The 26,909-nt window shown below is 72.1% G+C and carries 28 protein-coding genes; 17 read left to right on the top strand and 11 right to left on the bottom strand.

The window, feature by feature from the left end; genetic code table 11:
- Window positions 1-197 precede the first annotated feature (197 nt).
- Entirely contained in the window at window positions 198-419 is a 222-nt protein-coding gene (locus IF28_RS0123305) for a hypothetical protein (RefSeq protein ID WP_030223733.1), read from the top strand.
- Window positions 420-442: 23 nt separating this feature from the next.
- Here IF28_RS0123305 and IF28_RS0123300 read toward each other — a convergent pair whose 3' ends face one another.
- Complete coding sequence (locus IF28_RS0123300) at window positions 443-721, bottom strand: hypothetical protein (protein WP_030223730.1); 279 nt, start codon at window positions 719-721, stop codon at window positions 443-445.
- Window positions 721-1,425 carry a hypothetical protein gene (locus IF28_RS0123295; RefSeq protein WP_030223728.1) on the bottom strand — a complete coding sequence of 235 codons (705 nt, stop codon included), beginning with the start codon at window positions 1,423-1,425 and terminating at the stop codon, window positions 721-723. The genes IF28_RS0123300 and IF28_RS0123295 overlap by 1 nt, the downstream gene beginning before the upstream one ends.
- A gap of 262 nt (window positions 1,426-1,687) precedes the next feature.
- On the opposite strand from IF28_RS0123295, the gene IF28_RS0123290 reads away from it, so the two are divergent.
- From IF28_RS0123290 to IF28_RS0123270, 5 genes are all read left to right on the top strand, one after another.
- The gene (locus tag IF28_RS0123290) at window positions 1,688-2,125 is read left to right on the top strand and encodes a DUF5980 family protein (RefSeq protein ID WP_030223726.1); all 438 of its coding nucleotides are present in this window, start codon (window positions 1,688-1,690) and stop codon (window positions 2,123-2,125) included.
- A 214-nt stretch (window positions 2,126-2,339) separates the two neighbouring features.
- The gene (locus IF28_RS0123285) at window positions 2,340-3,692 is read left to right on the top strand and encodes a sugar ABC transporter substrate-binding protein (RefSeq protein WP_234325329.1); all 1,353 of its coding nucleotides are present in this window, start codon (window positions 2,340-2,342) and stop codon (window positions 3,690-3,692) included.
- Entirely contained in the window at window positions 3,692-4,630 is a 939-nt protein-coding gene (locus IF28_RS0123280) for a carbohydrate ABC transporter permease (protein ID WP_030223722.1), read from the top strand. The genes IF28_RS0123285 and IF28_RS0123280 overlap by 1 nt, the downstream gene beginning before the upstream one ends.
- Window positions 4,627-5,487, top strand: coding sequence for a carbohydrate ABC transporter permease (locus IF28_RS0123275; protein WP_030223720.1), 861 nt, complete (start codon window positions 4,627-4,629; stop codon window positions 5,485-5,487). The genes IF28_RS0123280 and IF28_RS0123275 overlap by 4 nt, the downstream gene beginning before the upstream one ends.
- A 75-nt stretch (window positions 5,488-5,562) precedes the next feature.
- Window positions 5,563-6,390, top strand: a complete 828-nt coding sequence (locus IF28_RS0123270; RefSeq protein WP_030223718.1) for a hypothetical protein — start codon at window positions 5,563-5,565, stop codon at window positions 6,388-6,390.
- 15 nt (window positions 6,391-6,405) lie between these two features.
- Here the strand turns inward: IF28_RS0123270 and IF28_RS0123265 are convergent, their stop codons facing one another.
- Window positions 6,406-7,110 (bottom strand): hypothetical protein, encoded by a 705-nt coding sequence (locus IF28_RS0123265; protein ID WP_063829350.1) that lies wholly within the window; start codon window positions 7,108-7,110, stop codon window positions 6,406-6,408.
- Entirely contained in the window at window positions 7,100-7,615 is a 516-nt protein-coding gene (locus tag IF28_RS0123260) for a SigE family RNA polymerase sigma factor (protein WP_030223716.1), read from the bottom strand. The genes IF28_RS0123265 and IF28_RS0123260 overlap by 11 nt, the downstream gene beginning before the upstream one ends.
- Before the next feature lie 361 nt (window positions 7,616-7,976).
- Here IF28_RS0123260 and IF28_RS0123255 point away from each other — a divergent pair, with 361 nt between their 5' ends.
- Window positions 7,977-9,746: a beta-ketoacyl-[acyl-carrier-protein] synthase family protein gene (locus tag IF28_RS0123255; RefSeq protein WP_030223715.1), complete on the top strand. Its 1,770-nt coding sequence runs from the start codon at window positions 7,977-7,979 to the stop codon at window positions 9,744-9,746.
- Between the two features lie 40 nt (window positions 9,747-9,786).
- Here IF28_RS0123255 and IF28_RS0123250 read toward each other — a convergent pair whose 3' ends face one another.
- On the bottom strand, window positions 9,787-10,797 hold the full coding sequence (locus IF28_RS0123250; protein WP_030223714.1) for a Ku protein: 1,011 nt from the start codon (window positions 10,795-10,797) through the stop codon (window positions 9,787-9,789).
- Window positions 10,798-10,862: 65 nt separating this feature from the next.
- Here IF28_RS0123250 and ligD point away from each other — a divergent pair, with 65 nt between their 5' ends.
- The gene (gene ligD / locus IF28_RS0123245; RefSeq protein ID WP_030223713.1) at window positions 10,863-11,744 is read left to right on the top strand and encodes a non-homologous end-joining DNA ligase; all 882 of its coding nucleotides are present in this window, start codon (window positions 10,863-10,865) and stop codon (window positions 11,742-11,744) included.
- 4 nt (window positions 11,745-11,748) lie between these two features.
- Here the strand turns inward: ligD and IF28_RS0123240 are convergent, their stop codons facing one another.
- Entirely contained in the window at window positions 11,749-12,552 is an 804-nt protein-coding gene (locus IF28_RS0123240; RefSeq protein WP_030223712.1) for a nuclease-related domain-containing protein, read from the bottom strand.
- A 99-nt stretch (window positions 12,553-12,651) separates the two neighbouring features.
- Between IF28_RS0123240 and IF28_RS0123235 the strand changes: the two genes are divergently transcribed.
- From IF28_RS0123235 to IF28_RS0123195, 9 genes are all read left to right on the top strand, one after another.
- Window positions 12,652-13,158: a protein-tyrosine phosphatase family protein gene (locus IF28_RS0123235; RefSeq protein ID WP_030223711.1), complete on the top strand. Its 507-nt coding sequence runs from the start codon at window positions 12,652-12,654 to the stop codon at window positions 13,156-13,158.
- Between the two features lie 116 nt (window positions 13,159-13,274).
- Complete coding sequence (locus IF28_RS0123230) at window positions 13,275-13,925, top strand: SH3 domain-containing protein (RefSeq protein WP_030223708.1); 651 nt, start codon at window positions 13,275-13,277, stop codon at window positions 13,923-13,925.
- A gap of 43 nt (window positions 13,926-13,968) precedes the next feature.
- The gene (locus tag IF28_RS0123225) at window positions 13,969-15,330 is read left to right on the top strand and encodes an FtsW/RodA/SpoVE family cell cycle protein (RefSeq protein WP_030223706.1); all 1,362 of its coding nucleotides are present in this window, start codon (window positions 13,969-13,971) and stop codon (window positions 15,328-15,330) included.
- Entirely contained in the window at window positions 15,327-16,805 is a 1,479-nt protein-coding gene (locus IF28_RS0123220) for a penicillin-binding transpeptidase domain-containing protein (RefSeq protein ID WP_030223704.1), read from the top strand. Before IF28_RS0123225 ends, IF28_RS0123220 begins: the two co-directional genes overlap by 4 nt.
- Before the next feature lie 46 nt (window positions 16,806-16,851).
- Complete coding sequence (locus tag IF28_RS0123215; protein WP_106982123.1) at window positions 16,852-17,397, top strand: DUF3291 domain-containing protein; 546 nt, start codon at window positions 16,852-16,854, stop codon at window positions 17,395-17,397.
- Between the two features lie 75 nt (window positions 17,398-17,472).
- The gene (locus tag IF28_RS0123210; RefSeq protein WP_030223702.1) at window positions 17,473-18,411 is read left to right on the top strand and encodes an AurF N-oxygenase family protein; all 939 of its coding nucleotides are present in this window, start codon (window positions 17,473-17,475) and stop codon (window positions 18,409-18,411) included.
- Between the two features lie 22 nt (window positions 18,412-18,433).
- Window positions 18,434-19,087: a TetR/AcrR family transcriptional regulator gene (locus IF28_RS0123205; protein WP_030223699.1), complete on the top strand. Its 654-nt coding sequence runs from the start codon at window positions 18,434-18,436 to the stop codon at window positions 19,085-19,087.
- A 28-nt stretch (window positions 19,088-19,115) separates the two neighbouring features.
- Window positions 19,116-19,430, top strand: a complete 315-nt coding sequence (locus IF28_RS0123200) for a hypothetical protein (protein ID WP_030223697.1) — start codon at window positions 19,116-19,118, stop codon at window positions 19,428-19,430.
- Window positions 19,431-19,533: 103 nt separating this feature from the next.
- The gene (locus IF28_RS0123195) at window positions 19,534-20,655 is read left to right on the top strand and encodes a C40 family peptidase (protein ID WP_030223694.1); all 1,122 of its coding nucleotides are present in this window, start codon (window positions 19,534-19,536) and stop codon (window positions 20,653-20,655) included.
- Here the strand turns inward: IF28_RS0123195 and IF28_RS0123190 are convergent.
- Genes IF28_RS0123190 through IF28_RS0123170 form a run of 5 tightly spaced genes read right to left on the bottom strand, consistent with a single transcriptional unit; the run spans window position 20,628 to window position 26,632 of the window.
- Window positions 20,628-21,881, bottom strand: a complete 1,254-nt coding sequence (locus tag IF28_RS0123190; RefSeq protein WP_030223692.1) for a styrene monooxygenase/indole monooxygenase family protein — start codon at window positions 21,879-21,881, stop codon at window positions 20,628-20,630. The two genes, IF28_RS0123195 and IF28_RS0123190, sit on opposite strands and share 28 nt — an antisense overlap.
- 21 nt (window positions 21,882-21,902) lie before the next feature.
- A complete protein-coding gene (locus IF28_RS0123185; protein ID WP_030223691.1) occupies window positions 21,903-22,541 on the bottom strand; it encodes a GTP-binding protein in 639 nt (212 codons plus the stop codon).
- The gene (locus tag IF28_RS0123180; RefSeq protein WP_030223689.1) at window positions 22,522-22,941 is read right to left on the bottom strand and encodes a DUF742 domain-containing protein; all 420 of its coding nucleotides are present in this window, start codon (window positions 22,939-22,941) and stop codon (window positions 22,522-22,524) included. Before IF28_RS0123180 ends, IF28_RS0123185 begins: the two co-directional genes overlap by 20 nt.
- The gene (locus IF28_RS0123175) at window positions 22,938-23,441 is read right to left on the bottom strand and encodes a roadblock/LC7 domain-containing protein (protein ID WP_030223687.1); all 504 of its coding nucleotides are present in this window, start codon (window positions 23,439-23,441) and stop codon (window positions 22,938-22,940) included. Before IF28_RS0123175 ends, IF28_RS0123180 begins: the two co-directional genes overlap by 4 nt.
- Complete coding sequence (locus IF28_RS0123170; protein WP_078621365.1) at window positions 23,438-26,632, bottom strand: nitrate- and nitrite sensing domain-containing protein; 3,195 nt, start codon at window positions 26,630-26,632, stop codon at window positions 23,438-23,440. Before IF28_RS0123170 ends, IF28_RS0123175 begins: the two co-directional genes overlap by 4 nt.
- Window positions 26,633-26,909: the final 277 nt, after the last annotated feature.

Genomic DNA, 26,909 nt, shown 5'->3' with positions numbered 1-26,909 from the left:
GGAGGAGGCCGATCTCCAGCCGGCTCGGACGACGCGTTCCGCGAAGGGTGAGGCGTCTCGGTGGCCGGGAAGGAGGCCGTACACATTGTTGGACATATCGGTCAATCCGGGATCAAGTGGGTCACCTTCGTCGGACAAGTCCATCCCCGGAGTATGAAGGGCTGGTGGCGAGCGGCGACAGGCGCATACTGGGGACGATGACAAAGCCAGCAGCAGCCAAGCGCCATTTGCCCACCAGTCCCTTCAAGGCTCCGGTCGCTCCGCCTCCGAAGCACTTCGCCGTGGGGGATCAGGTCACGCATGACATGTACGGCCTCGGTCGGGTCGTCGGTATCGAGGAGGGGATCGCCGCCGTTGTGGATTTCGGGTCGGCGGAGCGACGGATTCCGAGTCCGTACTCGAAGATGACCAAGTTGTAGGTCGCCCCGAACGCGGTGCGTGTTCAGCCGCCGGCCAGGGCTACCAGCTTGATGAAGATCAGGGTGGGGGTGGTCGTGAGGTCCACTTCCTCGTCGAGGCCGTCCGCCTGGTGGTCGCCGACGAGGAGGAAGAAGCCGTTGGTCAGGAAGGCCCTTTCCCAGTCGATGGGGTGGGCCGCCTGCTCGCTTGCCCGGCGACGGATCAGGGCGCGTACCGTCATGCGGTCGGGGAGGCCGGTCGACTGCCACTCCCCGAGGGGCCTGCCCGTGGCGGCCTCGTCGCGGAAGGTCACGGTGGCCATCAGGCGCCTCGCCCGAGCTGTGTGAGGATGGACTCGTCCGTGATGTCCGCGTCCGCGGCCGGCAGGAACGCCTTGCTGAGGATCAGGGACAGGCGGTCGTCCTCGAAGGGCAGGTACCGCTCACCCCTGGCGGGGGTCGGGACTATGCAGAGGTGGGCGTCGTCCGGCTCCATCAGGATGTTCGCCGAGAGCAGGTGGATCTTGTACGTGCCCCGGTCACCCCGGACCACCAGCAAGCGGCCGTCCAGTGTGCAGCGGTCCGCGATCTTCAGGCGGGGCAGGAGCCGTTCCAGTGCGTCGCGGCGGGTCGCGGCGGTTGCGTCGAGCTCTCCGAAGGCCGTCCGCTCCCAGTAGGCGCGTTCCGGGCCGCCCTCCCGCAAGTCGGGGTCCGCGGCGATCGATGTGACGCCTACGAAGAGGTCCACGTCGCGCATCGCCTCGCTGAACACCAGCGGGGGTACGTCGGCGAGTGGCGCCTCGTGCCCTATGCCGTCCGTTCGGCGGTCGAAGCCGACTCTGCCGGTCGAGGCCAGTTCGTCGCCGCCCGACCAGTCGGACCACGTGTGGTGGAAGCGGACGCGCCGCTCCCCCGCGGCTGGCGTCTTCTCGGCCTCGGCGCCGTCCCCGTCGTCCCGGGGGCCGAGCAGGCCGCTCTTCCAGCCCGCAGATCCCGCGGAACACCTGTCCGCCTCATCGGACGCCACCAGCAGGCCTCCAAGGTCCTCGTCGGAGACCCGCGTCAGGTCCGGCAGGCGGTGGGGGCGATGTCGTACGGCATGACGGGATGCCGGCAGAGGGGACTGACAATCCGTCGCTACGGCGGTATCCGGACACAGTCATTGAAAGTACAACTACGCCTTGTTCCACGGTTGTTGAGCGAGTGACACTCGTTGACGGCTGCCGGTCGGCGGGAACGGCCGGGAGACCCTTTCGTACGGCCTCATGCTCCCCCACCAGGAGGTATCGATGAAAGCACGTCAACGCGCGGCCGGGTTGACCCTCGGCCTGTCCTCGACGCTCGCACTGGCGCTGGTAGGCGCGTCCCCGGCCTCGGCTTCGGCGACCTGGACACTGGAGGCCGAGGGGCAGCGGATCTGCGTCGAGGCGGGGTACGGGTGGCCCAACACCTACGCCTTCGCCCCGGTCTCCGGGACCTGGTCGGCGCCGGTCCGGACCGGGGTGCGTCACCTGCCGCCCGGTTCGACGAGTCAGGGCGGCAGCACCATCGCGCCGGGTACGAACGAGCGGGACCCCGTCGACCACGGCCTGGTCGTCAACGGCTGGCTGCAGTTGTCGATCGCGGCCGCGCCGGTCGGTGAGTACACGGCCGAGATCTGGGCGACCGACGGCACGGAGACGCAGACCGATGCGCTGCTGATCGTCTTCAAGGACGGGTGCTACTAGACGGCGGACGGCGCCGCATCGCGTCGTGGCCGGCCTCACCCCGGAGCGGGTGAGGCCGGCTTCCGTCTCCCCGAAGGCCTCGGGCGTGGCTCTCGGCACGGCTTCACCTCCATGCGGTTCATGTATATAAATTCCATCTCACAGTCTAGATGTGTGCTGCGGTCTGTGCGTAGAGTCCGGTCACCTCGCCCGTACGGACCAAACGGAGACCCTCGTGTCGAAGCAACTCCGTAAACCAGAAGGAGGGCGGCGGTTCGGCGCGATCGCCGCCGTTCTCGCCGTCGCCGCCGCCACCGTCACGGGGTGCTCCTCGGGCGGATCCGGTCAGCAGCAGGACGACTCCGCCCCGTTGGAGGTGTGGATCCGGCAGGACGCCGGCAGTCCCGCCGCCGAGTCCGCGGAGGCTCTCACCAAGGCGTTCTCCGAGGAGAGCGGTATCGAGGCGAAGCTGGTCGCCGTCGGCGTGACGGACTTCGAGACCAAGCTGCAGCAGCGCACCGCGCAGAAGGATCTGCCGGACATCGTCATCAACGACACCGGCCAGCTGGGCAACCTGGTGACCCAGGGCCTGGTCCGCGAGGTCGACCGGGAGGGTGTCGCCGGAAGCGGGGACCTCGCCGACCGGGCCTGGGAGGCGGCGCAGGGGTACGACGGCAAGTACTACGGGGTGCCCTTCAACTCGCAGGCCTTCGCGCTGCTGATACGCAAGGACTGGCGGGACGAGGTGGGGGCGGACGTTCCCACGAGCTGGGACGAACTGACCGAGCTGGCCGTCAAGTTCACCGACGACGACCCCGACGGCAACGGCAAGGACGACACCGCCGGCATGGTGGTGCCGGGGACCACCACGCGCGGCTATCTGACCTGGTGGTTCTCCACCATGCTGTGGTCGGAGGGCGGCGGGTTCGTCAAGAAGACGGGTGCCGGCTACGCGCCCGCGATCAGCGACGACGCGTCCGTCAAGGCGGTCGAGAAGCTGCAGGCGATGTTCTGCGACTCCAAGGTCGTCCAGCCGGGGGCCACGACCGCCGACTCCTCCACCACGCACACCGTGTTCGAGAGCGGCAAGGGCGGCATCTATCTGACCGGGCCGTACATGCTGCCGCGCTTCGACGGATCGCTCGGCAAGGACAAGTACGAGGTCGTCGCGGCCCCGCCGGGCGCCGGCGGGGAGGCCGCCCTGGCGGAGGGCGAGAACGTCTACATGATGGCCGGATCGGCCAACGAGCAGGGCCAGCAGCGGTTCGCGGAGTTCGCCGCCTCCCCCGCCGGGCAGAAGATCGGCCTCGGGGTCGACAACGGCGGCATCATCGTGCGGCTGCCGGTCAACACGAAGGTGGACGGGGCCGCCGAGCGCGAGGACCCGCGCTGGGACGTCTTCCAGAAGGTGTACGACACGGCCGGCCGCAACGCCCCCGCTCTGCCCAACTGGTCCAACGTCCGGCAGATCTCCTCCGAGGGCCTCAACGGCGTCGTCTCCGACTGCTCGCGCGACGTCGGCCGGGCGATGGACGAACTGGCGGGCGAGATCGACGCCGAGCTCGAGAAGCAGGGGGCCAAGGGCTGATGACGGTGACCGAGGCGCGGACGTCGCGCGGGCCGGCCACCAAGGGGGCCCCGCGTACGGCCCCTCCGGTGAGGACCCGGCTGCGCCGGGCCGCGACGCCCTGGCTCTTCCTCGCGCCGGCCCTGCTGCTGTTCCTGTACTTCAAGTTCATCCCCATGGCCGAGGCCGTGCGGATGAGCTTCCAGGAGGTACGGCCGTTCCTCGGCAACACCTATGTCGGCGGCGCGAACTACTCGGAGATCGCGGGCAAATCCGACTTCGGCGCGGCGGTGTGGCACACGGTGGTGCTGGCCGTGGCCACGACCGCCGGTTCGATCGTGCTCGGGATGGTGCTGGCGCTGCTGCTGGAGGGGCAGACCCGGTCGCTGTGGTTCATCCGGTCGGCGATCTTCCTGCCGGTGGTGACGGCGATGGCGGTGGTGGCCGAGGTGTGGCGGGTCATGTACTACCCGGCCGAGGGGGGTGCGCTGAACTCCGTGCTGTCCGTCATCGGGCTGGGGCCCAGCGAGTTCCTCAACTCGCCCGACAGTTCACTGGCGTCCATCGCCTTCGTCGGCGTCTGGCGGGGCGCCCCGTACGACATGATGATCTTCCTGGCGGGGCTGGCCGGGGTGGACCGGGTGCTCTACGAGGCGTCCGCGGTCGACGGTGCCTCGCGCTTCCGCCGGATCTGGCACGTCACCCTGCCCGGACTGCGGCCCGTGTTCGCGATCCTGCTGACGCTGGCCGCGATCCGGGGACTGCGGATCTTCACCGAGGTGTTCCTGCTGACCAACGGCGGGCCCGACGGCTCGACCGAGGTGCTGCTGACGCTGACGTACAAGCTCGGTCTGGAACGCAATGAGCTGGGGGTCGCGGCGGCCGGGACGGTGCTGCTGTTCGCGATTCTGCTGGTGCTGACCGTCGCCTCGCGCGTACGCCGTAGGGGGGTCCGATGAGGAACGACACCGCGCTCGGACTGCAGGAGGCGCGCGGGCCGTGGGCCCGGGTGCTGCGGTTCGTGCTGTACACCGTCCTGTTCGCGGTGTTCGCGGGGCCGCTGCTGGCGCTGATGATCGGCGCCTTCACACCGACCGTGGACCCGACGCAGTTCACCCTGTTCCCGGACCGGCTGTCCCTGGACAACCTGGAACGGGCGATCGACCGGAACGTGCTGGACTATCTGCTCAACTCCTTCCTCGTGGTGGGCGGCGGGCTGGCGCTGCAGGTGCTGGTCAGCGTCTTCGCCGGATACGCGCTGGCCCGCAAGCGGTTCCGCGGGTCGGCGGTGGTGCTGGTGCTCATCCTGGCCACCATGATGCTGCCGGAGGAGGTGCTGGCCGTACCGCTGTCGGTGCTGCTGGCGGATCTGCCGGTGCTGCACATCAGCCTGGTCGGCTCGCTGGTCGGCATGATCGTGCCGGTGGCGGCGTGGGGCTTCTCCATCCTGGTGATGACCGAGTTCATGAAGGAGATCCCGACGGAGCTGGAGGAGTCGGCGCGGCTGGACGGCGCGGGCGAGTTCCGTGTCTTCTGGCAGGTGGTGTTGCCGCTGTGCCGGCCGGCGCTGGGGGTGATCGGCATCTTCGGGTTCACGATGATCTGGGACCAGTACATGCTGCCGCTGCTGGTCGCCACCGACCCGGCGCAGTACACCCTGCCGCTGGCCCTGCGCTCGCTGCGCTCCGACGACCAGGTGGGCATCGGGGTGCTGCTGGTGGGCGCCTTCCTGGCGATGCTGCCGTCGGTGCTCGCCTTCCTCGCGCTGCAGCGGTCGTTCATCCGGGGGCTGACCTCGGGGGCGGTGAAGGGGTAGGGGGTGCGGGTTCTAGGGTGTCCGCATCGGTTCACGGCGGGGGCTCGGGCTTCGCCACAGGGGTTGGGGGGTGGCATGGCACTGGTCATGTGTCCGCTGTGCAGTGACGACGAGGACATCGAGGTGGTCCGGAGCCTGGAGGGCGGTGGGCGGGTCGTACGGCACCGGTGCGGTTACGAGTGGGAGGACGCGGCGCCCGCCGCCGCTCCGCGGGGGGAGCGGGTGCCGCGCTCGTTCGACGAGCTCGCCGCGCGCTTCCCGAAGGCCGAGGAGGTCGAACCGGAGCGGCTGCGCCGTCTGGACCGGCTCAAGGAGCGCTACCTCGCCGTACGGCCGGACGTCGATCCCCGGGTCGCGGCGTACTGGGCGGAGTACCAGGAGATCTTCTCCCCGGACGGGTTGCGGACCTGCGATCCTCGGCGGCTGAAGGATTTCGCCAACTCCGAGATCGGCGCCCGCCCCGGCAACCAGGCCACCTTCAACTCCGCCTGGAACGCCATGGGGGACGCGGCGGCCGGGGAGGCGACCCGGGAGACGATCGCGTACCTCCTGTACGGGCCCGAGGACATTCCGCTCGGGGACCGGCTGCAGCAACTGCTGTCCGGGACCGTGCCGTTCGCCATGACCGGGTTCAAAGAGGCGCTGCTCACGCGGGTGTTGTGCGTGGTGCGGCCCGAACGGTTCCTGACGATCCTCAAGTACACGACGGAGGCGGGCGGCAAGCGCGAGATCGCGCGGCAGGTGTACGGCCTCGAGCTCCCGGCGCCGGAGTCGGTCGACTGGACGCTGGGCCGGCTCGTCCTGTGGAGCAACGACCTGCTGCGTTCGCTGGCCGGCGAGGGGTTCGCCAGTCAGCAGCACGCGGCCGCGTTCCTGTGGTGGGCGAAGGATCAGCCGGCCTGACCGGTGTCCACGGGGTCAGGGGGCCGTCCCCGCCCGCGTCGGGGCGGTGGCCGCCGTTCCCGGGGGCGTCGCGGGGACGGTCGACGTGATCTCGATGCCGTCGCCCACCCGTGCCCGGGCGTAGAACCACTGGGCGTCCTTGGTGCTCATGTCCAGCCAGCAGGATTCGGCGTTGAGCGCGGAGAGCTTCTTGGTGTCGAAGGCGAGGGCGCCCGCGTAGACCGGTTCCCGGTCGGGGGTGCGCAGCTCCACCAGGTACGGGACCTTGACCTCGCCGCCGTACCCGGCGCCGCCGTCCAGGGGCAGCAGCTTGAGGTCGGCCTTGGTGACCACCGTCATCCGGCTGCCGGGCCGGAAGCGGGGGAAGGTGTGCGAGTCGATCCGGATGACGCGTCTGTCGACGGTGAGGGTGCGCCGGTTCAGGTCCAGTACGCCGGTGGTGGGGGCGGGCTCGGGGGTCGCCGTGTCCGGTGCCGGGGCGGGGAGGGTCGACGCCGTGGCGGGGGTGCGGTGTTTCCGTGCGGGTGGCTCGGTGTCCAGGGTGAACGCGACGGCCGCGAACACGCTCGCCGCCGTGGCCGTCGACGCCAGCGCGGCGGTCGCCCTGCGGCGGCGGGAGCGGCGCCTGGCCCGGTCGCGGACCTCCGCGCCGCCGACGCGCGGCGGGGTCTCGTGCTGTGCGGCCAACTCGCGCAAGGCTCCGGCGAGTTCATCCGACACGGCCGCCCTCCCTCCAGGCCGGCTCCTCGGCCTCGTCCACCGCCAGCTGTCTGGCCAGTGCCGCCCGTCCGCGGGACAGCCTGGCCTTGACCGTACCCACGGGTGCGCCGGTCTCGGAGGCTACCTGTTCGACACTGAGGTCGCACAGATGGTGAAGGACCACGGCCATGCGCTGATGCTCCGGGAGTTGGCGCAGCGCGGCGACGAGGGCGGTGCGGTCGGGGTCCGGGCCGGGCGTGTTCTCCGGGGGCGGGGTGTGCCGCACCAGTTCCAGCCAGCGCTTCGCGCGCCGCCAGCGGCTCACGGCGAGCCGCATGGCGACGGTGCGTATCCACGCCTCGGGCGCCTCGTCGGCGAGCAGCTTCTGGCGGCGGTCCCAGGCCCGTACGAACGCCTCCTGGACGACGTCCTGCGCTTCGCCGAGGTCCCCGGTGAAGGTGTACAACTGCCCGGTCAGACGGGGGAACGCGGCCGCGTAGAAAGCGTCGAACTCTTCCTCGGTCATGCCCTCCACCGGTGTCTCGGATTTCCCGTGCAACCCGGCCGTCCCCGCCGCGTGTTCAGGTTTCTCAGGTCGGGCTCATCGAAGCACACCCCTGTGAGAAGACGCCGAACGCGGGTGCCGGGATCCGTCGGGCGGGGGTGTGGCGGTGGTTTGCGGCGTGACGCTTCCCACATGCCGGTCGCGTCGAGGCAACCCACCGGGGGCACGCGGGAGTTGTGCGGTGTGTCTCGCGTCACCCGCCTGGTAGAACGTGGCAAAACGGACATGGGCGGGATTCAACAATGGCCCGTTCGCAATGCGTACAGAACACTCGTATCCGTTCCCAGTACGACAGTTCGTATCAAAGAGAGCATGTGCGGCCATGACCCACTCCCCCGAAACGCCTGAAGTACCCATACGTCCGTACGCGGTCGGCGCCGCCGAGGTCGTTCCCGGTGATCTGCTCGCCCTGACCCGGGAGGACGTGGCGGGGCGCCGGTGGCATGTCGTGACGCACACCCTGCCCGTGGGTCCGGAGGTGATCCAGGTCACGCTGCGTCCGCCACTGGGCGGGGTGGACCGTGAGGAGACGCTGCGGCGCGAGCGGCGGGTGACCGTCGCCGGGCGGCGGATGGACGTGGACGCGGTTCCGTGCGTGAGCTCGCCGGCCCTGGACGACGTGGAGTTCCGCGACGGGGACCGGGTGCACACACTGCGGGCCGTGGACCCGGAGGCGGACGAGGTGACGTATGTGCGCCGGTGGGGCGCCTGGGCGGCCGAGGGGCCGTCCTCGGCCGGGTCGGTCGACGACGCCGGTGTACGGCGGTGGGCCGCGGAAGCGGACCGGGACGGCGTGCTCGTACGGCATGAGCCTCGGCCCGTGCGGGCGGCCGAGGCCGCCGGGGCGCGGCGGGTGGTGGTCACCGGGCTCGGTGCGGTCACGCCGCTGGGGGTCGGTACGGGCGAGTTGTGGCAGGGGCTGCTCGAAGGGCGGCACGGCATACGGGAGTTGGCGGACGAGGAGTTCGACGGGCTGCCGGTGCGGATCGCCGGGACCGTGCCGGTGGACCCGGCCGGGCTGCTGCCCCGGCAGGCGGCGCGGCGGATGAACCGGGCCGCGCAGTTCGCCGTGCTGGCGGCGCGGGAGGCGTGGGCGGACGCGGGGTACGCGGACGGCGGTACGCGCGAGAGCGGGCTCGATCCGGAACGGGTCGGGGTCAGTCTCGGCGCCATCCTCGGGGACGCGTCGGTGCTGGTCGGCGGGGACCGGAAGCTGCGGGACCGGGGACCGCGCGGTGTGTCACCGCTCACCACGCCGATGACCGTGCCCTCGCAGGCGGCCTCGCAGGTCTCGCTGGACCTGCACATCACCGGTGAGGCGCGCACCGTGACCAGCGCGTGCGCGTCCGGGACCGAGGCGATCGGGCAGGCCGTGGACCGGATCCGGTACGGCCGGGTCGACGTCGCCCTCGCGGGCGGGGCGGAGGCCGTCGTCACGCCGGCGATCATGGCGTCGTTCGCCGCGATGCGGGCGCTGGCGGCGGGGGATCCCGCCGCGGGGTCGCCGTCGCACCCGTTCGCGAAGGACCGGGACGGGTTCGTGAACGGAGAGGGGGCGGGGGTGCTGGTGCTGGAGTCCGAGGAGCACGCGCTCGCCCGTGGGGCGCGGATCTACTGCGAGGCGGCGGGATGGGGGCTGTCGGCCGACGCCCACCATGTGGCCGCGCCGGATCCGTCGGGGGACGGGATCGCGCTGGCGTTGCGGCGGGCGGTGCGGGACGCGGGGGGCCGGGTCGCCGATGTCGTTCATGTCAACGCGCATGCGACGGCGACGGTGGACGGGGATCTCGCGGAGGCTCGGGCGGTGCGGGGGGTGCTGGGGCGGCGGAACGTACCGGTGACGGCGCTGAAGGGGCATCTGGGGCATCTGCAGGGCGCTGCGGGCGGCGTGGAGGCGGTGGCCGCGGTGCTCACCCTCCACCACGGGGTGGTGCCTCCCACGGTGGGGTGCGGGGAGGTCGACGCGGCGGTGGATCTGGACGTGGTCCGGGGTGAGCCCCGGGCGTTGCCGTCGGACGGCGATCTGGTCCTGAGCAACTCGTTCGGATTCGGGGGCCACAACGCGGTACTGGCGCTTCGACGGGTGGCGTAGGGGGCGGGCGGGGCGCGGCGACCGCCCCCGCGGCCGGGGGTCAGGCCGAGCGTTTGCGGGGGGTGGCCTTCTTTGCCGCGCCCTTCTTCGCGGGCGACTTCTTCGCCGTCGGCTTCTTCTCCTGCTGGGGCGTCTTCGACGTCGACTTGCGGGCCGGCGCGGCCGTCTTCTTCTTGGCCGTCGACGTCGACTTCTTGCCGCCCGTCGCCTTCGGGGACGAGCGGGACGTCTTGCGCTGGGGCAGAGGCTTGACCTCGGCCTCCTCGCCACGGGATTCGCGGGCCGCGCGGACGCTGTTCTCCAGCGCCGCCATCAGGTCCAGGACCTTGCCCTCCCGCTCCGGGGGCGCGGACTCCGGTGGCGCCTCGCCGGAGGCCTTCGCGGCGATGACCTCCTCCACCGCCTCCCGGTACTCGTCGTGCAGGTCCTCCAGGTCGACCTCGCCCAGCGTGTCCATCAGCGCGTCCGCGAGGTCCAGCTCCTGGTCCCGCACGGTGACGTCGGTGTCGGGCGCCACCCCCTCCGGCGCGCGGACCTCGTCCGGCCACAGCAGCCCGTGCATGGCGATCGCGTCACCGACCACCCGGAGCATGCCCAGCCGCTCCTTGCCCCGCAGCGCGAACTTGGCGATGGCCACCTTGTTGCTCCGCTTCAGTGCCTCCCGCAGCAGCGTGTACGGCTTGGCCGCCGGCGCCCCGCCCGCCGCGAGGTAGTACGCCGCGTCCATCTGGAGCGGGTCGATCCGGTCCTCGGGGACGAAGGCGACGATCTCGATCGTCCGGGCGGTCGGGATCGGCAGGCTCGACAGATCGTCGTCGGTGATCGGGATGATCGTGCCGTCCGCGTCCTCGTACCCCTTGCCGATCTCCTGCCCGGTGACCTCCCGGTCCTCCAGCTCGCAGAACTTGCGGTACCGGATCCGCCCGCCGTCCTCGGTGTGGATCTGGCGGAAGGAGATCGAGTGGTTCTCGGTGGCGTTCACGAGCTTGATCGGAATGCTGACCAGGCCGAAGGAGATCGCGCCGTTCCAGATGGATCTCACGTGCAGCACCTTTCCGGTCGTCCGCCGATCACCGTCGGAGGCTTTTGTCACGGTTCGCGTGCGATTCTCATCGTATGGCGCCTATCACCGAGGTGGAGGGGCGACGGCTCGCGCTCAGCAATCTGGAGAAGGTGCTGTACCCCGCCACCGGGTTCACCAAGGCGGAGGTACTGCACTACTACGCGACCGTCGCCGACGTACTGCTGCCGCATCTGCGGGACCGCCCGGTGTCCTTCCTGCGGTATCCGGACGGGCCCGACGGCCAGGTGTTCTTCACCAAGAACGTGCCGCCGGGCACCCCCGACTGGGTCACCACCGCCGAGGTGCCGAGGAGCGAGGGGCCGGCCCGGATGGTGCTGGTGCAGGATCTGCCGAGCCTGATGTGGGCGGCGAACCTGGTCGCCGAGTTCCACACCCACCAGTGGCTGATCGGCGACCCCGGGCAGGCCGACCGGATCGTGTTCGACCTCGACCCGGGCGCGCCCGCGACGGTCGTGCAGTGCTGCGAGGTCGCGCTGTGGCTGCGGGAGCGGCTGGCGGCGGACGGGATCGGGGCGTACGCGAAGACGTCCGGGTCGAAGGGGCTGCATCTGCTGGCGGCGGTGCGGGGCGCTTCCTCCGATCGGGTGTCGGAGTACGCCAAGGAGCTGGCCGTGGAGGCGGAGAAGGCCCTGCCGGGACTGGCGCTGCACCGGATGACCCGGAGCCTGCGGCCGGGGAAGGTGTTCGTCGACTGGAGCCAGAACGCGGCCCGGAAGACCACGGCCACCCCGTACACGCTGCGGGCGCGGGCCGAGCCGCTGGTGTCGGCGCCGGTGACCTGGGAGGAGGTCGAGGCGTGCCGGGTGCCGGAGCGGATGGCGTTCGGGGCGCCGGACATCGGGCCGCGGGTGCGGGACTACGGCGATCTGCTGGCCCCGCTCCTGGACCACGGGCACGCCGCCGCTCTGCCGTGAGCCCTCACAGCCGCGCCCAGGTGTTCCGGTCCCGGGCCATGGCGTGCAGGGCCTCCACGTCGGCGGGTTTCAGGACCCCGCCCCTGCCGGTCAGGCCGTCCAGGCCGGCGTCGGTGAGGACGCGCACCTCGCGCGGCGGGACGGGGCAGCTCACCCGGGCCGCGCCGACCAGCACGAGCACGGGACGGACCTCGGCCGTCAGGGCGTACGAGGCGCGGCCGGCGTCGGACCGTACGCGGCGCAGCAGCGGCCGAGGGGCGTGGCGGCCCAGGGCGACCCGGGGGTCGGTGACCGTGACGCGCCGCTTGTGGGCGTACACGGCGTGTACGGCGTACAGACCGCCGGGGCCGATCAGCAGATGGTGGACGCGGTCGCCGCCGGGCAGCGGGATCGAGTGCAGGGTGTGCCAGCCGGCGCCGTCCATGCGGTCCAGGGCGGCGCCGACCGTCCGCTCCGCGGTGAGTGCCCGGCGGCGCGGGTCGGGGCGCAGGCGGCGGGCCGGGGCGGGGTCGCGGTCGAGGGCGACCAGGAGCGCCTCGCCGGGGCGGTTCGGCGCGAGGTCGTCGTCGGGGTGCAGGGCGAGACGTGCCAGGTCGGCGGGGGTGGGGACCGGGGGCGGGCCGACCTGGACCGGGCCGGTGAGGAAGGGGCCCAGGGCGGTGAGGACGTCCTCCTCGTGGTCGTCCCCGAGCAGGTTCACCCTGGCGCTCTCACGGTCGTACCAGGCGAGGTTCCTGCCGTCCGGGAGGCAGACGTACAGCCGTTCGCGGCCGTGGCGGTAGGTCGGTATGACGCGCAGTCCGTTCATGCACCATCACCCCATGTCCATGGGAACAGGCGGGTGCTCCGGGGGCAAGAAGCCGGATACCTTTGGGAGGAGTTGGGCGGTCATGGTGGGGAGGCGCCGTTGCGTACCCGCGGGAAGCAACCCGACGTACCGGCTCCGGACACTCCGTGGAACGAGATCGTGCCGGGCCTGTGGATGGGCGGGCACGAGTTCCGGGGCCGTTCCGGGCAGCTGGAGTTCGCCGTGGTGCACCGGCAGTTCGATCTCGTACAGACGCTGCTGCGGCTGCCCGGGCACGGGCCGGACGCCGGGGTCGAGCACCATGTGTGGCCGGTCCCGGACGGGCCGCTGGACGGGACGCAGCTCGCGGGGGTGATCCGGCTGGCGGAGGCGGCGTGCGAGGCGCTGGACGGCGGCCGTACGGTCCTCGTGCGCTGTTACCACGGGTACAACCGTTCGGGTCTGGTGGTCGCGCACGCGCTGATCCGGCAGGGCAGGACCGCCGAGGCCGCGATCCGGCTGATCCGTTCCCGCCGCTCGCCCTGGGCGCTGCACAACGATCTGTTCGTGGACTACCTCCGGGCGGGGCTGCCGACGGCGCGGCTGCTGGAGGAGCTGACGGAATAGGCGGGGCGGGTGGTGCCGTCCCCGATGGCGCAGCAGGGCGGGCGGGCGCGGAGGGCCGCTCCTAGTGTGGCGATAAGTCAGCTTCAGCCCGTTTTCCCGCATGTGGAGGTACCGCCATGTCCCTGCGTCCCCCGCGCCCGCCGCTCACCCGCCGTCTGCCCATAGCGCTGGCCGCCGGGGCTCTCGCGGTCACGGCCGCCGTCACTCCCGCCGTCGCCGCCGACGACCCCGCCCAGGGAGGCGGACAGGGCAGCGGACAGGGCGACTGGAGCCAGCAGAGCGGCGGCGACCACGGTGACTCCGGTCAGCAGAGCGGCAACGGAGACCAGCAGTCCGGCAGCGGCCACCAGCAGGGCGACACCGGCCAGCAGAGCGGCGGCGGCAACGGCGACAGCGGTCACGACACCGGCTCCGGCTCCGGCTCCAACCAAGGCGGCAACGGCAACCACGAGAGCGGCACCGGCTCCAACCAGGGCGGCAACGGCAGTCACGAGAGCGGCACCGGCCAGGCCGGCGGCCACCACGGCGACCAGGGCCAGTACAAGGGCCGCGTCACCGTGAAGTCGCTCGCCCTGCGCACTGCCCCGAACCGTGGTTCGCAGGTCATCCGGTACGTCCACAAGGGGGATGTCGTCTCGATCTTCTGCAAGGTCCCGGGCGACAAGGTGAACGGCAATCCCCTCTGGTACCTGCTCACGGACGGCACCTGGGCCTGGGGTCCCGCCGCCCACATCGACAACATCGGTCCCGCGCCACGCTGGTGCTGATGAGTCCGGCACGCAAGCCATCCCATGTGGGTAAGTTCCGGACATGAGCAAGGCCGGTATCACCCTGCCGACGGCCGATCCGCCCGCGCCCGCGGTCCGTCTCACCGGACGCCGCGGCGTCGAACTCGCCCTGATCGTCCTGGCCGTTCTGCTGTCGGTGTACGGCTACTGCGCCGTCGGCCTCGCCAGGAACGGCACCGTCCCGCCCGGCGCCGCCGGTTACGGCGCCGGGCTCGGCGTGCTCGCGCTGGTCGCCCATCTGGCGGTGCGCTGGCGTGCCCCGGCCGCCGATCCGGTGCTGCTGCCCATCGGGGTGCTGCTCAACGGGCTCGGTCTGGTGCTGATCTACCGGCTCGACCTGGAGACACCGGGCGATCCGGCGGCCCCGGCGCAGCTGATCTGGTCGACGCTGGGTGTGGCGCTGTTCATCGGCGTCGTGCTCGTGCTGCGCGACCACCGGGTGCTCCAGAACTACGCGTACGTCTGTGTCACCGTCGCGCTGGTGCTGCTGACGGTCCCGATCCTCTTCCCGGCGGTGAACGGCGCGCGGATCTGGATCCGGGTCGCCGGGTTCTCCATCCAGCCGGGGGAGTTCGCGAAGGTGCTGCTGGCGGTCTTCTTCGCCGCGTACCTGGCCGCGAACCGGGGCGCCCTCACCTACGCGAGCCGTCGCGTGTGGCGGCTGCGACTGCCCACCGGGCGGGTGCTCGGCCCGATCGTCGCCGTGTGGCTGGTCAGTGTGGGTGTGCTGGTGCTGGAGCGGGACCTCGGCACCTCGCTGCTGTTCTTCGGCCTGTTCGTGGTGCTGCTGTACGTCGCCACCGGCCGCACCGGGTGGATCGCCATCGGTGTGCTGCTGGCCTCGCTGGGGGCGGTGGCGGTGGGCCGGCTGGAGCCGCATGTGCACCACAGGATCGAGACGTGGCTGCACCCGTTCGCGTCCATCGAGGCGGGCGAGGGCCCGAACCAGATCGCCCAGTCCCTGTTCGCGTTCGCGGAGGGCGGGACGCTCGGCACCGGGCTCGGGCTCGGGCATTCGGTGCTGATCGGGTTCGCGGTCAAGTCCGACTTCATCCTGGCCACGGCCGGTGAGGAGCTGGGTCTTGCCGGGCTGTCCGCGATCTTCCTGCTGTACGGGCTGCTGGTGGAGCGCGGCTACCGGGCGGGGCTCGCCCTGCGGGACCCGTTCGGGCGGCTGCTCGCCGTGGGGCTCGCCTCGCTCGTGGCGCTCCAGGTGTTCGTGATCGCGGGCGGGGTGACCGGGCTGATCCCGCTGACCGGGATGGCGATGCCGTTCCTGGCGCAGGGCGGCTCGTCGGTGGTGACCAACTGGGCGATCGTGGCACTGCTGGTCCGGCTGAGCGACTCGGCCCGGCGGCAGGGCGGCGGGGGTGCCGCCCGGTGAGCCGCAACATCCGGCACGCGGCGCTGTTCTGCGCGCTGCTGCTGGTGGCGCTGCTGGTGAACGCCGCCCGGGTGCAGGTGCTGCGGGCCGACGCCTACGACAGCAATCCGGCCAACCGCCGGGACGCCATCGCCCGTTATCAGCAGCCGCGCGGGGACATCCTGGTGGACGGCCGGCCGGTCACCGGGTCGCGGGACACCGGGGAGCATCTGCGCTACGAACGGACGTACCGGGAGGGACCGTTGTACGCGCCGGTGACCGGGTTCGCCTCGCAGGAGTACGGCACGACGCTGCTGGAGCACACGGAGGACGGGCTGCTGTCCGGGGCCGCCCCGGGGCTCGCTCCGCTGCCGCTGTGGAACGAGTTCACGCGCGGCCACAACGCGGGCGGCCATGTGGTGACGACGATCGATCCGGCGGCGCAGCGGGCGGCGTACGAGGGACTGCGCTCACGGAAGGGGGCGGTGGCGGCGGTGGAGCCGTCGACCGGGCGGATCCTGGCGCTGGTGTCGGTGCCGTCGTACGATCCCGCGCTGCTGTCGGGGAACGGGGCGACGGCGCGGGACGCCTGGGCGCGGCTGAACGCCGATCCGGACCGGCCGATGCTGAACCGTGCGGTGCAGCGGACGTATCCGCCGGGTTCGACGTTCAAGGTGGTCACGGCGGCGGCGGCGCTGGACGCCGGTGTGGTGCGGAACCTGGACAGGGCGACCGACTCCCCCGACCCCTACACCCTGCCGGGGACCAGGACCCGGCTGACCAACGGTTCCGAGGGCTGCGCGGACGCCTCGGTGCGGGAGGCGTTCGTCTGGTCCTGCAACACGGTGTTCGCCAAGCTGGGCGTGACGACGGGCGTGGCGGGGATGCGGGCGACGGCCGAGAGCTTCGGCTTCAACGACGCCGATGTACGGATTCCGTTCCGGGTGGCGCCCAGCACCTTCGACACCTCGGTGGACCGGGCGCAGCTCGCGCTGTCGTCGATCGGGCAGTACAACACCCGGGCGACCCCGCTGCAGATGGCGATGGTGGCGGCGGCCGTGGCGAGCGGCGGTCAGGTGCGGGCGCCGTACCTGGTGGAGCGGACCACCCGGGCGGGCGGGGGCACGGTGTCGACGGCGGGCTCCCGTTCGGTACGGCGGGCCATGTATCCGGCGACGGCGTCGCGGCTGCGGGAGCTGATGCGGGGCGTGGTGGAGGACGGCACCGGCAAGAAGGCGGCGATCCCCGGCGCGATCGTCGGCGGCAAGACCGGCACCGCCCAGCACGGCCTCGGCAACTCCGGTACGCCGTACGCCTGGTTCATCTCCTGGGCGCAGGGCGGGGAGGATCTGGAGGCCAAGGTGGCGGTGGCGGTGGTGGTCGAGGACGCGGCGGCGAACCGGCGGGAGATCAGCGGGGGCGGCACGGCGGCGCCGATCGCGCGGGCGGTGATGGAGGCGGTGCTCAACTCGGGGCCCAGGCCGCCCACTTACTGAGACGGGGGTTGCCGCGGCACCGTATCCCCGACCTAACGTTCGGTACATGACCGAGACGACCGTGCACGAACTCGCCCAGGTGAACATCGCCCGCCTCAAGGCCCCGCTGGACTCCCCGCCGTTGAAGGACTTCGTCGACGGTCTCGACCCGGTGAACGCGGACGCCGACACCGCCGACGGATTCGTCTGGCGGCTGCAGGGCGAGGAGGGCGACGCGACGGACATCGCCGTCTTCGGCGACTCCTGGCTGATCATCAACATGTCGGTGTGGCGGGACACCGATGCCCTGACGGCGTTCATGTACCAGGGCCGCCACCGGGAGTTGCTGGCACGCCGCCGGGAGTGGTTCGAGCGGGTCGAGGAGGCGATGACCACCCTGTGGTGGATCCCGAAGGGCCACCGCCCCACGGTCGCGGAGGCGGAGTCGCGCCTCCTCCACCTGCGCACCCACGGCCCCACCCCCCACGCCTTCACCCTGCGGACCTCGTTCCCGCCGGGCTCGCCGGCCCTGGTACCGGGCGAGGTACCGGAGAGGCCGGGCCGCCCGGCGCAGCGGACGGCGGTCGTCGACAAGTCCCGCCCAAGGGATTGACGGGCTTGCTGACAGGCAGTCTTATAAGTGGGTGAACCGTCGGTGACCCGAGACGTCTTCGAGGTGGAACCCGTCATGACGACCCTGTCCGAAGCCGAGGCGCTCGATGAGCTGCGGGACGCGCTCGGGATGCTCAAGGACCGGGAGCAGGTGGCCCGGCGGCTGCTCGAGTCCTCCGCCAAGCACTCCTTCGACCCGGACAGGGAACTGGACTGGGAGGCGCCCTTCGAGGAGGGGAAGTGGTTCTGGCCGCCGGAGCTGGTGTCGCTGTACGACACCCCGATGTGGCGGCGGATGAGCGAGGAGCAGCGCGTCCTGCTGTCGCGGCACGAGGCGGCGGCGCTGGCCTCGCTCGGTATCTGGTTCGAGCTGATCCTGATGCAGCTGCTGGTCCGGCACATCTACGACAAGTCCGCGACCAGCGCGCATGTGCGGTACGCCCTCACCGAGATCGAGGACGAGTGCCGGCACTCCAAGATGTTCGCCCGGGTGATCGCGCGCGGCGGTACGCCCTGGTATCCGGTGGGCCGGGTGCACCAGAACCTCGGCCGGCTCTTCAAGACGGTCTCCACCACCCCCGGCTCCTTCACCGCCACCTTGCTCGGCGAGGAGGTCCTGGACTGGATGCAGCGGCTGACCTTCCCGGACGAGCGGGTCCAGCCGCTGATCCGGGGCGTCACGCGCATCCACGTGATCGAGGAGGCGCGGCATGTGCGGTACGCCCGTGAGGAGCTGCGGCGCCAGATGGTGACCGCGCCGAAGTGGTCGCAGGAGTTCACCCGGGTCACCTCCGGGGAGTTCGCCCGGGTGTTCTCCGTGGCCTTCATCAACCCCGAGGTGTACACGAACGTGGGCCTGGACCGGCGCGCGGCCGTCGCCCAGGTCAGGGCGAGCGGACACCGGCGCGACGTGATGCAGCAGGGTGCGCGCAAGCTGACCGACTTCCTGGACGACATCGGCGTACTGCGCGGGGTCGGACGGAAGCTGTGGCGGTCGTCGGGGCTGCTCGCCTAGGCCGGGCGGATACCCTGCGGGCATGACCCCGCAGGCCTCCACCCCCGCCTACCGGCGGCTCAGCGTCGAGGAGCGTCGCAGCCAGTTGCTGGAGGCCGCGCTGTCCCTCTTCGCCCACCGCGCCCCCGAGGACGTCTCCCTGGACGACGTGGCGGAGGCGGCCGGCGTGTCCCGCCCCCTGGTGTACCGGTACTTCCCGGGCGGCAAGCAGCAGTTGTACGAGGCGGCCCTGCACTCCGCCGCCGACGAGCTGCGCACCTGCTTCGACGAGCCGCACGAGGGCCCGCTGCTGCCCCGCCTCTCCCGCGCCCTCGACCGCTACCTCGGCTTCGTCGACGAGCACGACACCGGGTTCAGCGCGCTGCTCCAGGGCGGCAGCGTGGTGGAGACCTCCCGTACGACCGCGATCGTCGACGGGGTACGGCGGGCCGCCGCCGAGCACATCCTCAGCCATCTCGGCGTCGCCGAGCCCGGGCCCCGGCTGCGGATGACCATCCGGATGTGGATCACCGCCGTGGAGGCGGCCTCCCTGATCTGGCTCGACGAGGAGAAGCAGCCCCCGCCGGACGAGCTGCGGGACTGGCTCGTGGAGCAGTTCGCGGCGGTCCTCGCGGTGACCGCGCGGCGCGACGCGCAGACCGACGCCCTGGTCCAGGCGCTGGCCATGGACCTCTGACGGGCGGCGCATCACCGACACTGGTGGCGTGAAGAGCGAAGACACCCCGTTCGAGGGCGGGCCCATGGACGGGCGCGTCCTGCCCGTGCTGCTGGGCATCACCGGGCACCCGCCGAAGACCTACCGCATCCCCGTCCCCGCCCCGGACGGCGGCGCGCCCACCGTGCTGGTCTACCGGCGGGTGCCCCGGGGTCGCGGCAGCCGAACCGGGCTGACGCGGGGGTGGAAGTATCTGTACGACCCCACGGGCCGGGCCGGCGACGGCCGCAGATGGCCGTGGTCGAAGCCGGCGCCCGATCCAGACGCCACGCCGCAGGGCAAGCCGGACGACGCGAACGGGTGACCGGGTTGCGCCGAACCGCGCACACTCGGCGCGCGGACCGCGCGCACCCGCCTGATGCTCGCGATGCGGAGCGGACCTGCCGCCCCGGGTCGGAGGTGATGAGGTGTCAGGAAGGCTACTGCGTCTGGTGTGTACGGCGGCACTGGCGGCCGGGGCGGTGCTCGTGCCCGGCTCCGCCGCGGCCGTCCCGGAGCCCGGCGCGCGTTCCGTCGCCGGGCTGCTGACGGAGCTTCAGACCCTGTACCGGGAGGCGGAGAAGGCCACCGAGAGCTACAACGCCACCGAGGAGCGGCTGAAGAGGCAGCGCGCCGAGACCGAGCGGCTGGACCGCGCGCTCGCCCGTACCCGGGACTCCCTGCACGACAGCAGGGGTGCGGCCGGACGGCTGGCCCGGCAGCAGTACCAGAGCGTCACCGGCCTCTCCCCCTACGTACGGCTGCTGCTCGCGCACGATCCGCAGCGGGCGCTCGACCAGGGGCATGTGATCGGGCAGCTGGCGCGGGAGCGGGCGGCGACGGTGGGCCGGCTGACCGGTGACACGAAGAAGGCCGTCGAGCTGGCCCGCCGGGCCCGCAAGGCCCTCGACGCCCGCACCGCCCTCGCCGAGCGGCGGGAGAAGGAGCGGGACCACGTCCGCACCCGGCTCCACGCGGTCGAGGCGCTCCTCGCCTCGCTCACCCCCGGGCAGCTCACCGCGCTCGCCGACCTGGAGCAGGCCAACACCGCCGAGGCCCAGCGGGAACTCGTCGCCTCCGGCGCGCTGAGCAGCACCCACGCCCCCACCCCGGCCGGTGAACGGGCCGTACGGTACGCCGTGGAGCAGCTCGGCAAGCCGTACGAGTGGGGGGCGGAGGGACCGGCCGCGTTCGACTGCTCGGGGCTGACCTCGAAGGCGTGGGGCGCCGCCGGGACACCGATCCCCCGGACCAGCCAGGAGCAGTGGGCCCGGCTGGAGCGGGTTCCGCTGGACGAGCTGCGGCCGGGCGACCTCGTCGTGTACTTCCCGGAGGCCACGCATGTCGCCCTCTACCTCGGCGACGGCATGGTGGTGCAGGCACCCCGCCCCGGAGCGCGGATCAAGGTGTCCCCGGTCGCGGCCGCCCCGGTGCTGGGCGCCGTACGTCCCGACCCGGCCGGGGAGTCCGTACGGCGGTACGAACCACCGGAGCTCCCGGCCGGGGCGGCCTCCGGCACCGGTTACGCGCCGGAGACCTCCGCCAGGTAACTCCCCGTCTTCTCAGGGTCGTAGAAGAAGTTCTCGAAGTCGGACGGGTCGTTGAAGCCGTTGGCGAAGCGGTCGGCGACCGGCTGGAGCTGTCCGGCGGCGCCGAGGAGGTTCAGGACATGCTCCGGCGGCGGGGCGAGCATGGTGTTCGTCCACTTGGTGACGTGCCGCGCCGTCTCCCAGTAGCGGTCGAACGTGGCCCGCATCCAGGTCTCGTCGAACTCCTTCTCGCCGTGCTCGACGATCGAGGCGAGATAGGAAGCGGCGCACTTGGAGGCCGAGTTGGAGCCCTGTCCGGTGATCGGGTCGTTGGCCACGACCACGTCGGCGACGCCGAGGACGAGTCCGCCGCCGGGCAGCCGGCCGACGGGGTTGCGGACCGTGGGGGCGTAGCGGCCGGCCAAGGTGCCGCCGGCGTCGGTCAGTTCGACCTTGGTGGCCCGCGCGTACTCCCAGGGGAGGAACGTCTCCATGAGTTCCAGGGTCAGGGAGAGGTGCTCCGCCGGGTCCTTGACGTCCTTGAAGGCGTCGAGCGGGCCGCCGGGTATGCCCTCCCAGAACAGGATGTCGGCGCGGCCCGACATGGTGACCGTCGGCATGATGAACATCTCGCCGACGCCGGGGACCAGGTTGCAGCGGACCGCCTCCGTGTCCGGGTGTTCGGGACGCGGGCCGAGGCCGTGGACGTAGGCGACGGCGAGGGCGCGCTGCGGCTCGCCGTACGGGGAGCGCGAGGCGTCCCGGCCGAACATCTGCACGAGCTCGCCCTTGCCGGCGGCGACGAGCACCAGGTCGTACGCGCGGGAGAAGTAGTCGAGGTCGCCGACCGCCGCGCCGTGGATGACGAGCTGGCCGCCGCGCTGGGCGAAGGTCTCCATCCAGCCCGCCATCTTCACCCGCTGGTCCACCGACTGCGCGAAGCCGTCGAGCCGGCCCAGCCAGTCGATGGCGCGCTGCGACGGCCCCGGGTCGAAGGAGCCGGGGGCCGCGACCGAGACGCCGATCCCCTGGATCCTGGGGGCCTGGGACTCCCAGAAGTTCAGCTGGAGATCGCGTTCGTGCTGGAGAGCGGTGTGGAACATGCACTGCGTCGACATCACCCGTCCGGTACGGATCTCGTCCGCGGTCCGGTTGGACATGAGGGTGACCTCGTACCCGTGCGACTGGAGGCCGAGGGCGAGCTGGAGACCGGACTGGCCGGCTCCGACGACGAGTATCTTCCGCATTCGGGGGACGCTCCTAGGGGATTACTCGGGGGTTTCGTCCAGCGCGTGGCCCACGAGGGACAGGAGGGTCTCGATGACCGAGATCCGCTGGCGCGCATCCATGATCATGACAGGTATGTGCGCGGGGATCGTCAACGCCTCCCGCACGTCGTCGGCGTCGAACCGCTCACTGCCGTCGAAGTGGTTGACCGCGACGATGTACGGCAGTCCGCAGCTCTCGAAGTAGTCCAGGGCGGGCCAGGAGTCCTTGAGGCGGCGGGTGTCGGCGAGGACGACGGCGCCGATCGCGCCGCGCACCAGGTCGTCCCACATGAACCAGAAGCGCTGCTGGCCGGGCGTGCCGAAGACGTAGAGCACCAGGTCGTCGTCGAGCGTGATGCGGCCGAAGTCCATGGCCACGGTGGTGGTCAGCTTGTCCGGCGTGGCGGTGAGGTCGTCGAGCCCGGCGCTCGCCTCGGTCATCAGCGCCTCGGTCTCCAGGGGCGTGATCTCCGAGACGGTGGTGACGAGCGTGGTCTTGCCGACGCCGAAGCCGCCCGCCACGACTATCTTCGTGGCGACGGGCGCACGGGTGCGGTCCATCTGCCAGGGGCGCAGGGGCTCGTCGTCGTCGACGAGCGGGGAGACACCACGAGCGGCGTCAGAGACGACGGAGTCCACTCAGCACCCTTTCCAGCAGCGCGCGGTCCGGGCGGCCCGTGCCGTGGCCGGTTCCCGTTCCGTAGACACGGATCTTTCCCTGGTCCGCGAGGTCGCTCAACAGGACCCGGACCACACCGAGGGGCATCCTCAGCAACGCGGCGATCTCGGCCACCGTACGCATACGGCGGCACAGTTCGACGATGGCCCGCATCTCCGGCATCACCCGGACGCCCAGCGGACCGTTCGTCAACTCCTTGCGCTCGTCGGCGGCCTCGAGCGCGGCCGTGGCGCCGACGAACGTCTCGACGAGGAGGACATGGCCGAAGCGGGTGCGGCCGCCGGTGAGCGAATAGGGGCGCACCCGGGCGGGTTTGCGGTCACCGCCGCGCACGGGGAGGTGTTTCCTGGATGTGCTCAACGGGCGCTCCCGGTGGACTCGTTCTCCAGGGACTGGCGCAACTCGCTGCGGAGTTCCGGGGTGAGGACGTGGCCGGCCCGGCCGACGAACAGGGCCATGTGGTAAGCCACCACGCTCATGTCGCAGTCCGCGGAGCCGTGCACACCGAGCAGGGAGCCGTCGCTGATGGACATCACGAACAGGCTGCCCTCGTCCATCGCCACCATCGTGTGCTTGACCGGTCCGTAGTCCATCAGCTTCGAGGCGCCGACGGTGAGGCTGCCGATGCCGGAGACGACGGTGGCGAGGTCGGCGGCGGAGCCGCGGGGGCCGGCGCGTCTGCCGGTTCTCGCCTCGCGGGCCTGGTCGTTGCGGCTGTCGTCGGAGGAGAGCAGGAGCAGGCCGTCGGAGGAGACGACCGCGACGGAGAGGATGCCGGGCACCTCCTCGACGAGGTTGCTCAGCAGCCAGTGCAGGTTACGGGCCTCACTGCTCAGTCCGACAGTACCGGGCGCGGTCAACTGCTTGCCTCCTCGACGGTTCCCCCCGTGGTCTCTTCGGATGCCGCGGCCGGCGCCTCGTGGTCACCGGTCGGCTCGGCGAGTTCCGCCTCGACGTCCCGGCGCCCGGCGTCCGCCCCCCGGCGGAAGCCGCCGAGCCGGCGGCGCAGCGCCTCGGCGTCCACGGCCCCGGTACGCGGGCGCGGGACGGCGGTGGGCGCGGTGATTCTGGGTGTGCGTTTGGGCAGGCCCTTGGCGGTGACGGGGTCGTCGTCCTCGGCGTCTCCGTCGGGGGCGCGGGTGTGCTCGGCGTCGGCGTGCGCGTCCGCCGTGGGGGCGGCCGCGGCGGCCGGTCGGCGCGGGAGGCCTGCCGGGGCGGCGGGCGCGTCCTCGGGGGCCGCCTCCGCCGCGGGTACGTCCTTGGCGGCCGGAGCCGGATCGGCGGCACCCCCGGTGTCCTCGACGGCGGGCTCGCCCGCGGCGGCGGAAGGGGGCTCCTCGTCCGCGGTCGCGTGACCGGCGCCCGGGCGGACCGCGTCGTCGGTGCCCGCGCCGAACGGCGGCGGAGCCGCGTCCGCGGCGTCGTCCCCGCCGCCGGTGTGACCCGGCCCCGGGCGGACGCTCTCGCCCTTCGGCTGTGCCGGGATCAGCAGTTCCATCGTGACTTCGGCGGGCCGCTCGGCCGGTACGTCGGCGTCGGCCGCGCCTTCCGCGTCCTCATGTCCCGCACGGGCCGACGGGGTCTCGTCCGCACGGGCCGGTGCGGTCTCGTCCGCACGGGCCGGTGCAGTGTCGCCCGCGCCGGTCTGCGCGGCCTCATCCGCGTCTTCGGCAGGAGTGTCCGCTCGACCGGCCTCGTTCGGCGCCGGCTCGCCGGCATCTCCTGTGGCAGCCGCCGCGGGGGTTCGCGAGGGCTTCTCCGCGGCGTCCGTCCCCGTCGGCTCGCCGGGCGTCTCCTCGCCGGCCGCGTCCTGACGCAGCGTCTTCTCCGCGAGGGCGACCAGCGGGTCGTCCGACTCGGTGCGGCCGTGCAGGACGTTGGAGTTGGCCTCGGCGTCGGCGCCCGGCAGGGCGTACCCGGTCGCGGCGACGGACGCGGGGACCGCGTCGGGGGTGGCGGGCGCCAGCAGGGCGTCGGGGAGGACCACGACCGCGGCGATGCCGCCCTGCTTCTGCTCGCGCAGCTTGACCCGCACCCCGTGCCGGTGGGCGAGCCGGGCCACGACGTACAGCCCGAGGCCGAGACCGTCCTCGGCCTCCGCGTCGTAGCTGACCTCCGGGTCGAAGTCGGCCAGCCGGGCGTTGAGCCGCTCCAGCCGCTCCCCGGTCATGCCGATGCCCTCGTCCTGGACGGAGAGCATCACCTCGCCGTTCTCCAGCAGCCAGCCGGAGATCTCCACGGGCAGGTCGGGCGGCGAGAACGAGGTGGCGTTCTCCATGAGTTCGGCGAGCAGATGCGACAGGTCGTCCGCGGCGAACCCGGCGATGTGCGCGTGCGGCGGCAGCGCCGCGATCCGCACCCGCTCGTACCGCTCGATCTCGCTGACCGCGGCCCGTACGACGTCCACCAGCGGGACCGGGCCCGCCGCGTGCTGGATGTGCTCGGTGCCGGCGAGGACGAGAAGGTTCTCGCTGTGCCGGCGCATCACCGTGGCGAAGTGGTCGAGCTTGAAGAGGGTGGCCAGCCGGTCCGGGTCGTCCTCACGCTCCTCCAGCCCCTCGATGACGCCGAGTTGCCGCTCGACCAGTCCGAGGGTGCGCAGGGCGAGGTTGACGAACGTGCCTCCGATCCCGGCCCGCATCCGCTCCAGATGGGCGGCGGACTCGGCGAGTTCGGTACGGAGTTCCTCGCGGGCGTCGGCCATCTTCTGCCGCTGGCCGACGAGATGCTTGCGGTCGGCCTCCAGGGTGGCGATCCGCTCGGCGAGCGCGGCGGCGTGCGCGCGGAGGGCGTTGACGGAGCGGACGACCTGCGCGAACTCGTCGTTGCGACCGGTGAAGGCGACCGGTTCCTGAGCGGCGGGGTCCTCCGCCTCGGCGAGGCGGGCGGAGCCCCGGCGCAGCACCGACAGCGGGCGCGTGAGCGTGCGGGCCATCGCGGTGGCGACGCCGATGGTGAGCAGCATCAGGGCGCCGAGGACGGCGACCCTGATCTCCAGCGCGGTGACGTCGTCGTCGCGGAGCTGGGCGAGGTCCTTGGTGCGCTGGTCGAAGAGGGAGGACTCCACCCCGCGCATCGTCTCGATCCGCGCGGTCAGCGCCGCCGTGAGCTTCTTGGTGCTGGTGCCGAGGTCGTCGTCGGAGAGTGTCGGCTCGTCGGTGAGGCTCGCCAGGTACTTCTCGGCGGTCTCGACCTCGGGGCCGGTGACCGTGGAGTCGTAGGAGCCGCGCGCGGTCTCCGGCGCGGTCTCGCGGAAGTCGGCGAGGGCCGCGTCGGAGCGCAGCCGGGCCTGGAGGGCGGCGGAGGTCAGGGCGTCGCGGCGCTTGGTGTCGGCGTCCGTGGAACCGGTGACGGTGGAGGGCAGGCCGGTGATCGGGTCGATCACGGTCTGGGTGGTGGTCGGCACGTTCAGCGCGGCCAGCAGCAGTCCGCGGGTGGCGGCGGCCTGCTGGACGGCGGAGTCCAGCTCGGCGAGCGCGTGGGCGCCGGAGCCGGCGCGCGGCGGGGTCCGCTCCGCCAGCTGTTCGGCGAGCCGGTGCAGCTGGGTGATGGCGGTGGAGTACGCCTGATGCGCTTCGAGAGCACTGCTCTTGCCCGTGAGCGCCGCTCTGCGTACGGCCGCGACGGCGTCCAGCCCTTCGCGCAGCTCCCCCGGGATGTCGGTGTCGGCGCGCAGCTCCTCGACCTGCCGGTCGACGCGGGCGCTGTGCTCCTCGGAGGGCGCCTTGTCCTTGGGCCGCCCCGCCGCGATGTAGGGGACCGCCTCGTCGCGCTCGTCGGCGAGGGAGTGGGCCAGCGCGAGGGAGTCCTGGGTCTGCTCGGCGAGCGTCACCAGCTCCTGCGAGTCCGCGAGCTCCCCGGAGGACGCGAGTACGGAGGGTGCCCCGGCCGCGGCGATCGCGGCGGCCACCACGGCCACGGCGACGATGAGCCGGTTGCGTACATGGGTGGGCCTGCCCCTGCCTACGCGGGGCGCCTGCTCCGCGTCCCCCGTGGGGGCCGTCTGCTTGCCTGTGCGACGAGGCCGCGACTTCTGCACCGGTGCTCGCATTCCTGACTCGTGTACCCGTGGGTCCGGGTGACGCTCCGTCAACGGCTGCGGGCGTTCACCCCGAGCTCCTGACCGTGCTCGGACAGCGAGGCGCCCCCATCGCTCCCCGACCCTCCCAGCGACCGCGGGCAGTGGATGCGCATCACCGGACCCGCCACTCGAAGGAGTGAACCCCGGAGGTGAGTTGAGGGGCAAGTTCCGTTGCCCGTCGCAGCGGCCGTGCGCGGTACGCCGGTTGGACGTCTGCGGCGGGCGGTGGCAATATTCGCCGCCACGT

This window comes from Streptomyces sp. NRRL WC-3626, assembly GCF_000718785.1.
Taxonomy (GTDB): Bacteria; Actinomycetota; Actinomycetes; order Streptomycetales; family Streptomycetaceae; genus Streptomyces; species Streptomyces edwardsiae.
Note: the sequence above shows the minus strand (reverse complement) of the source record. Positions and strands in the feature narration are given on the sequence as shown.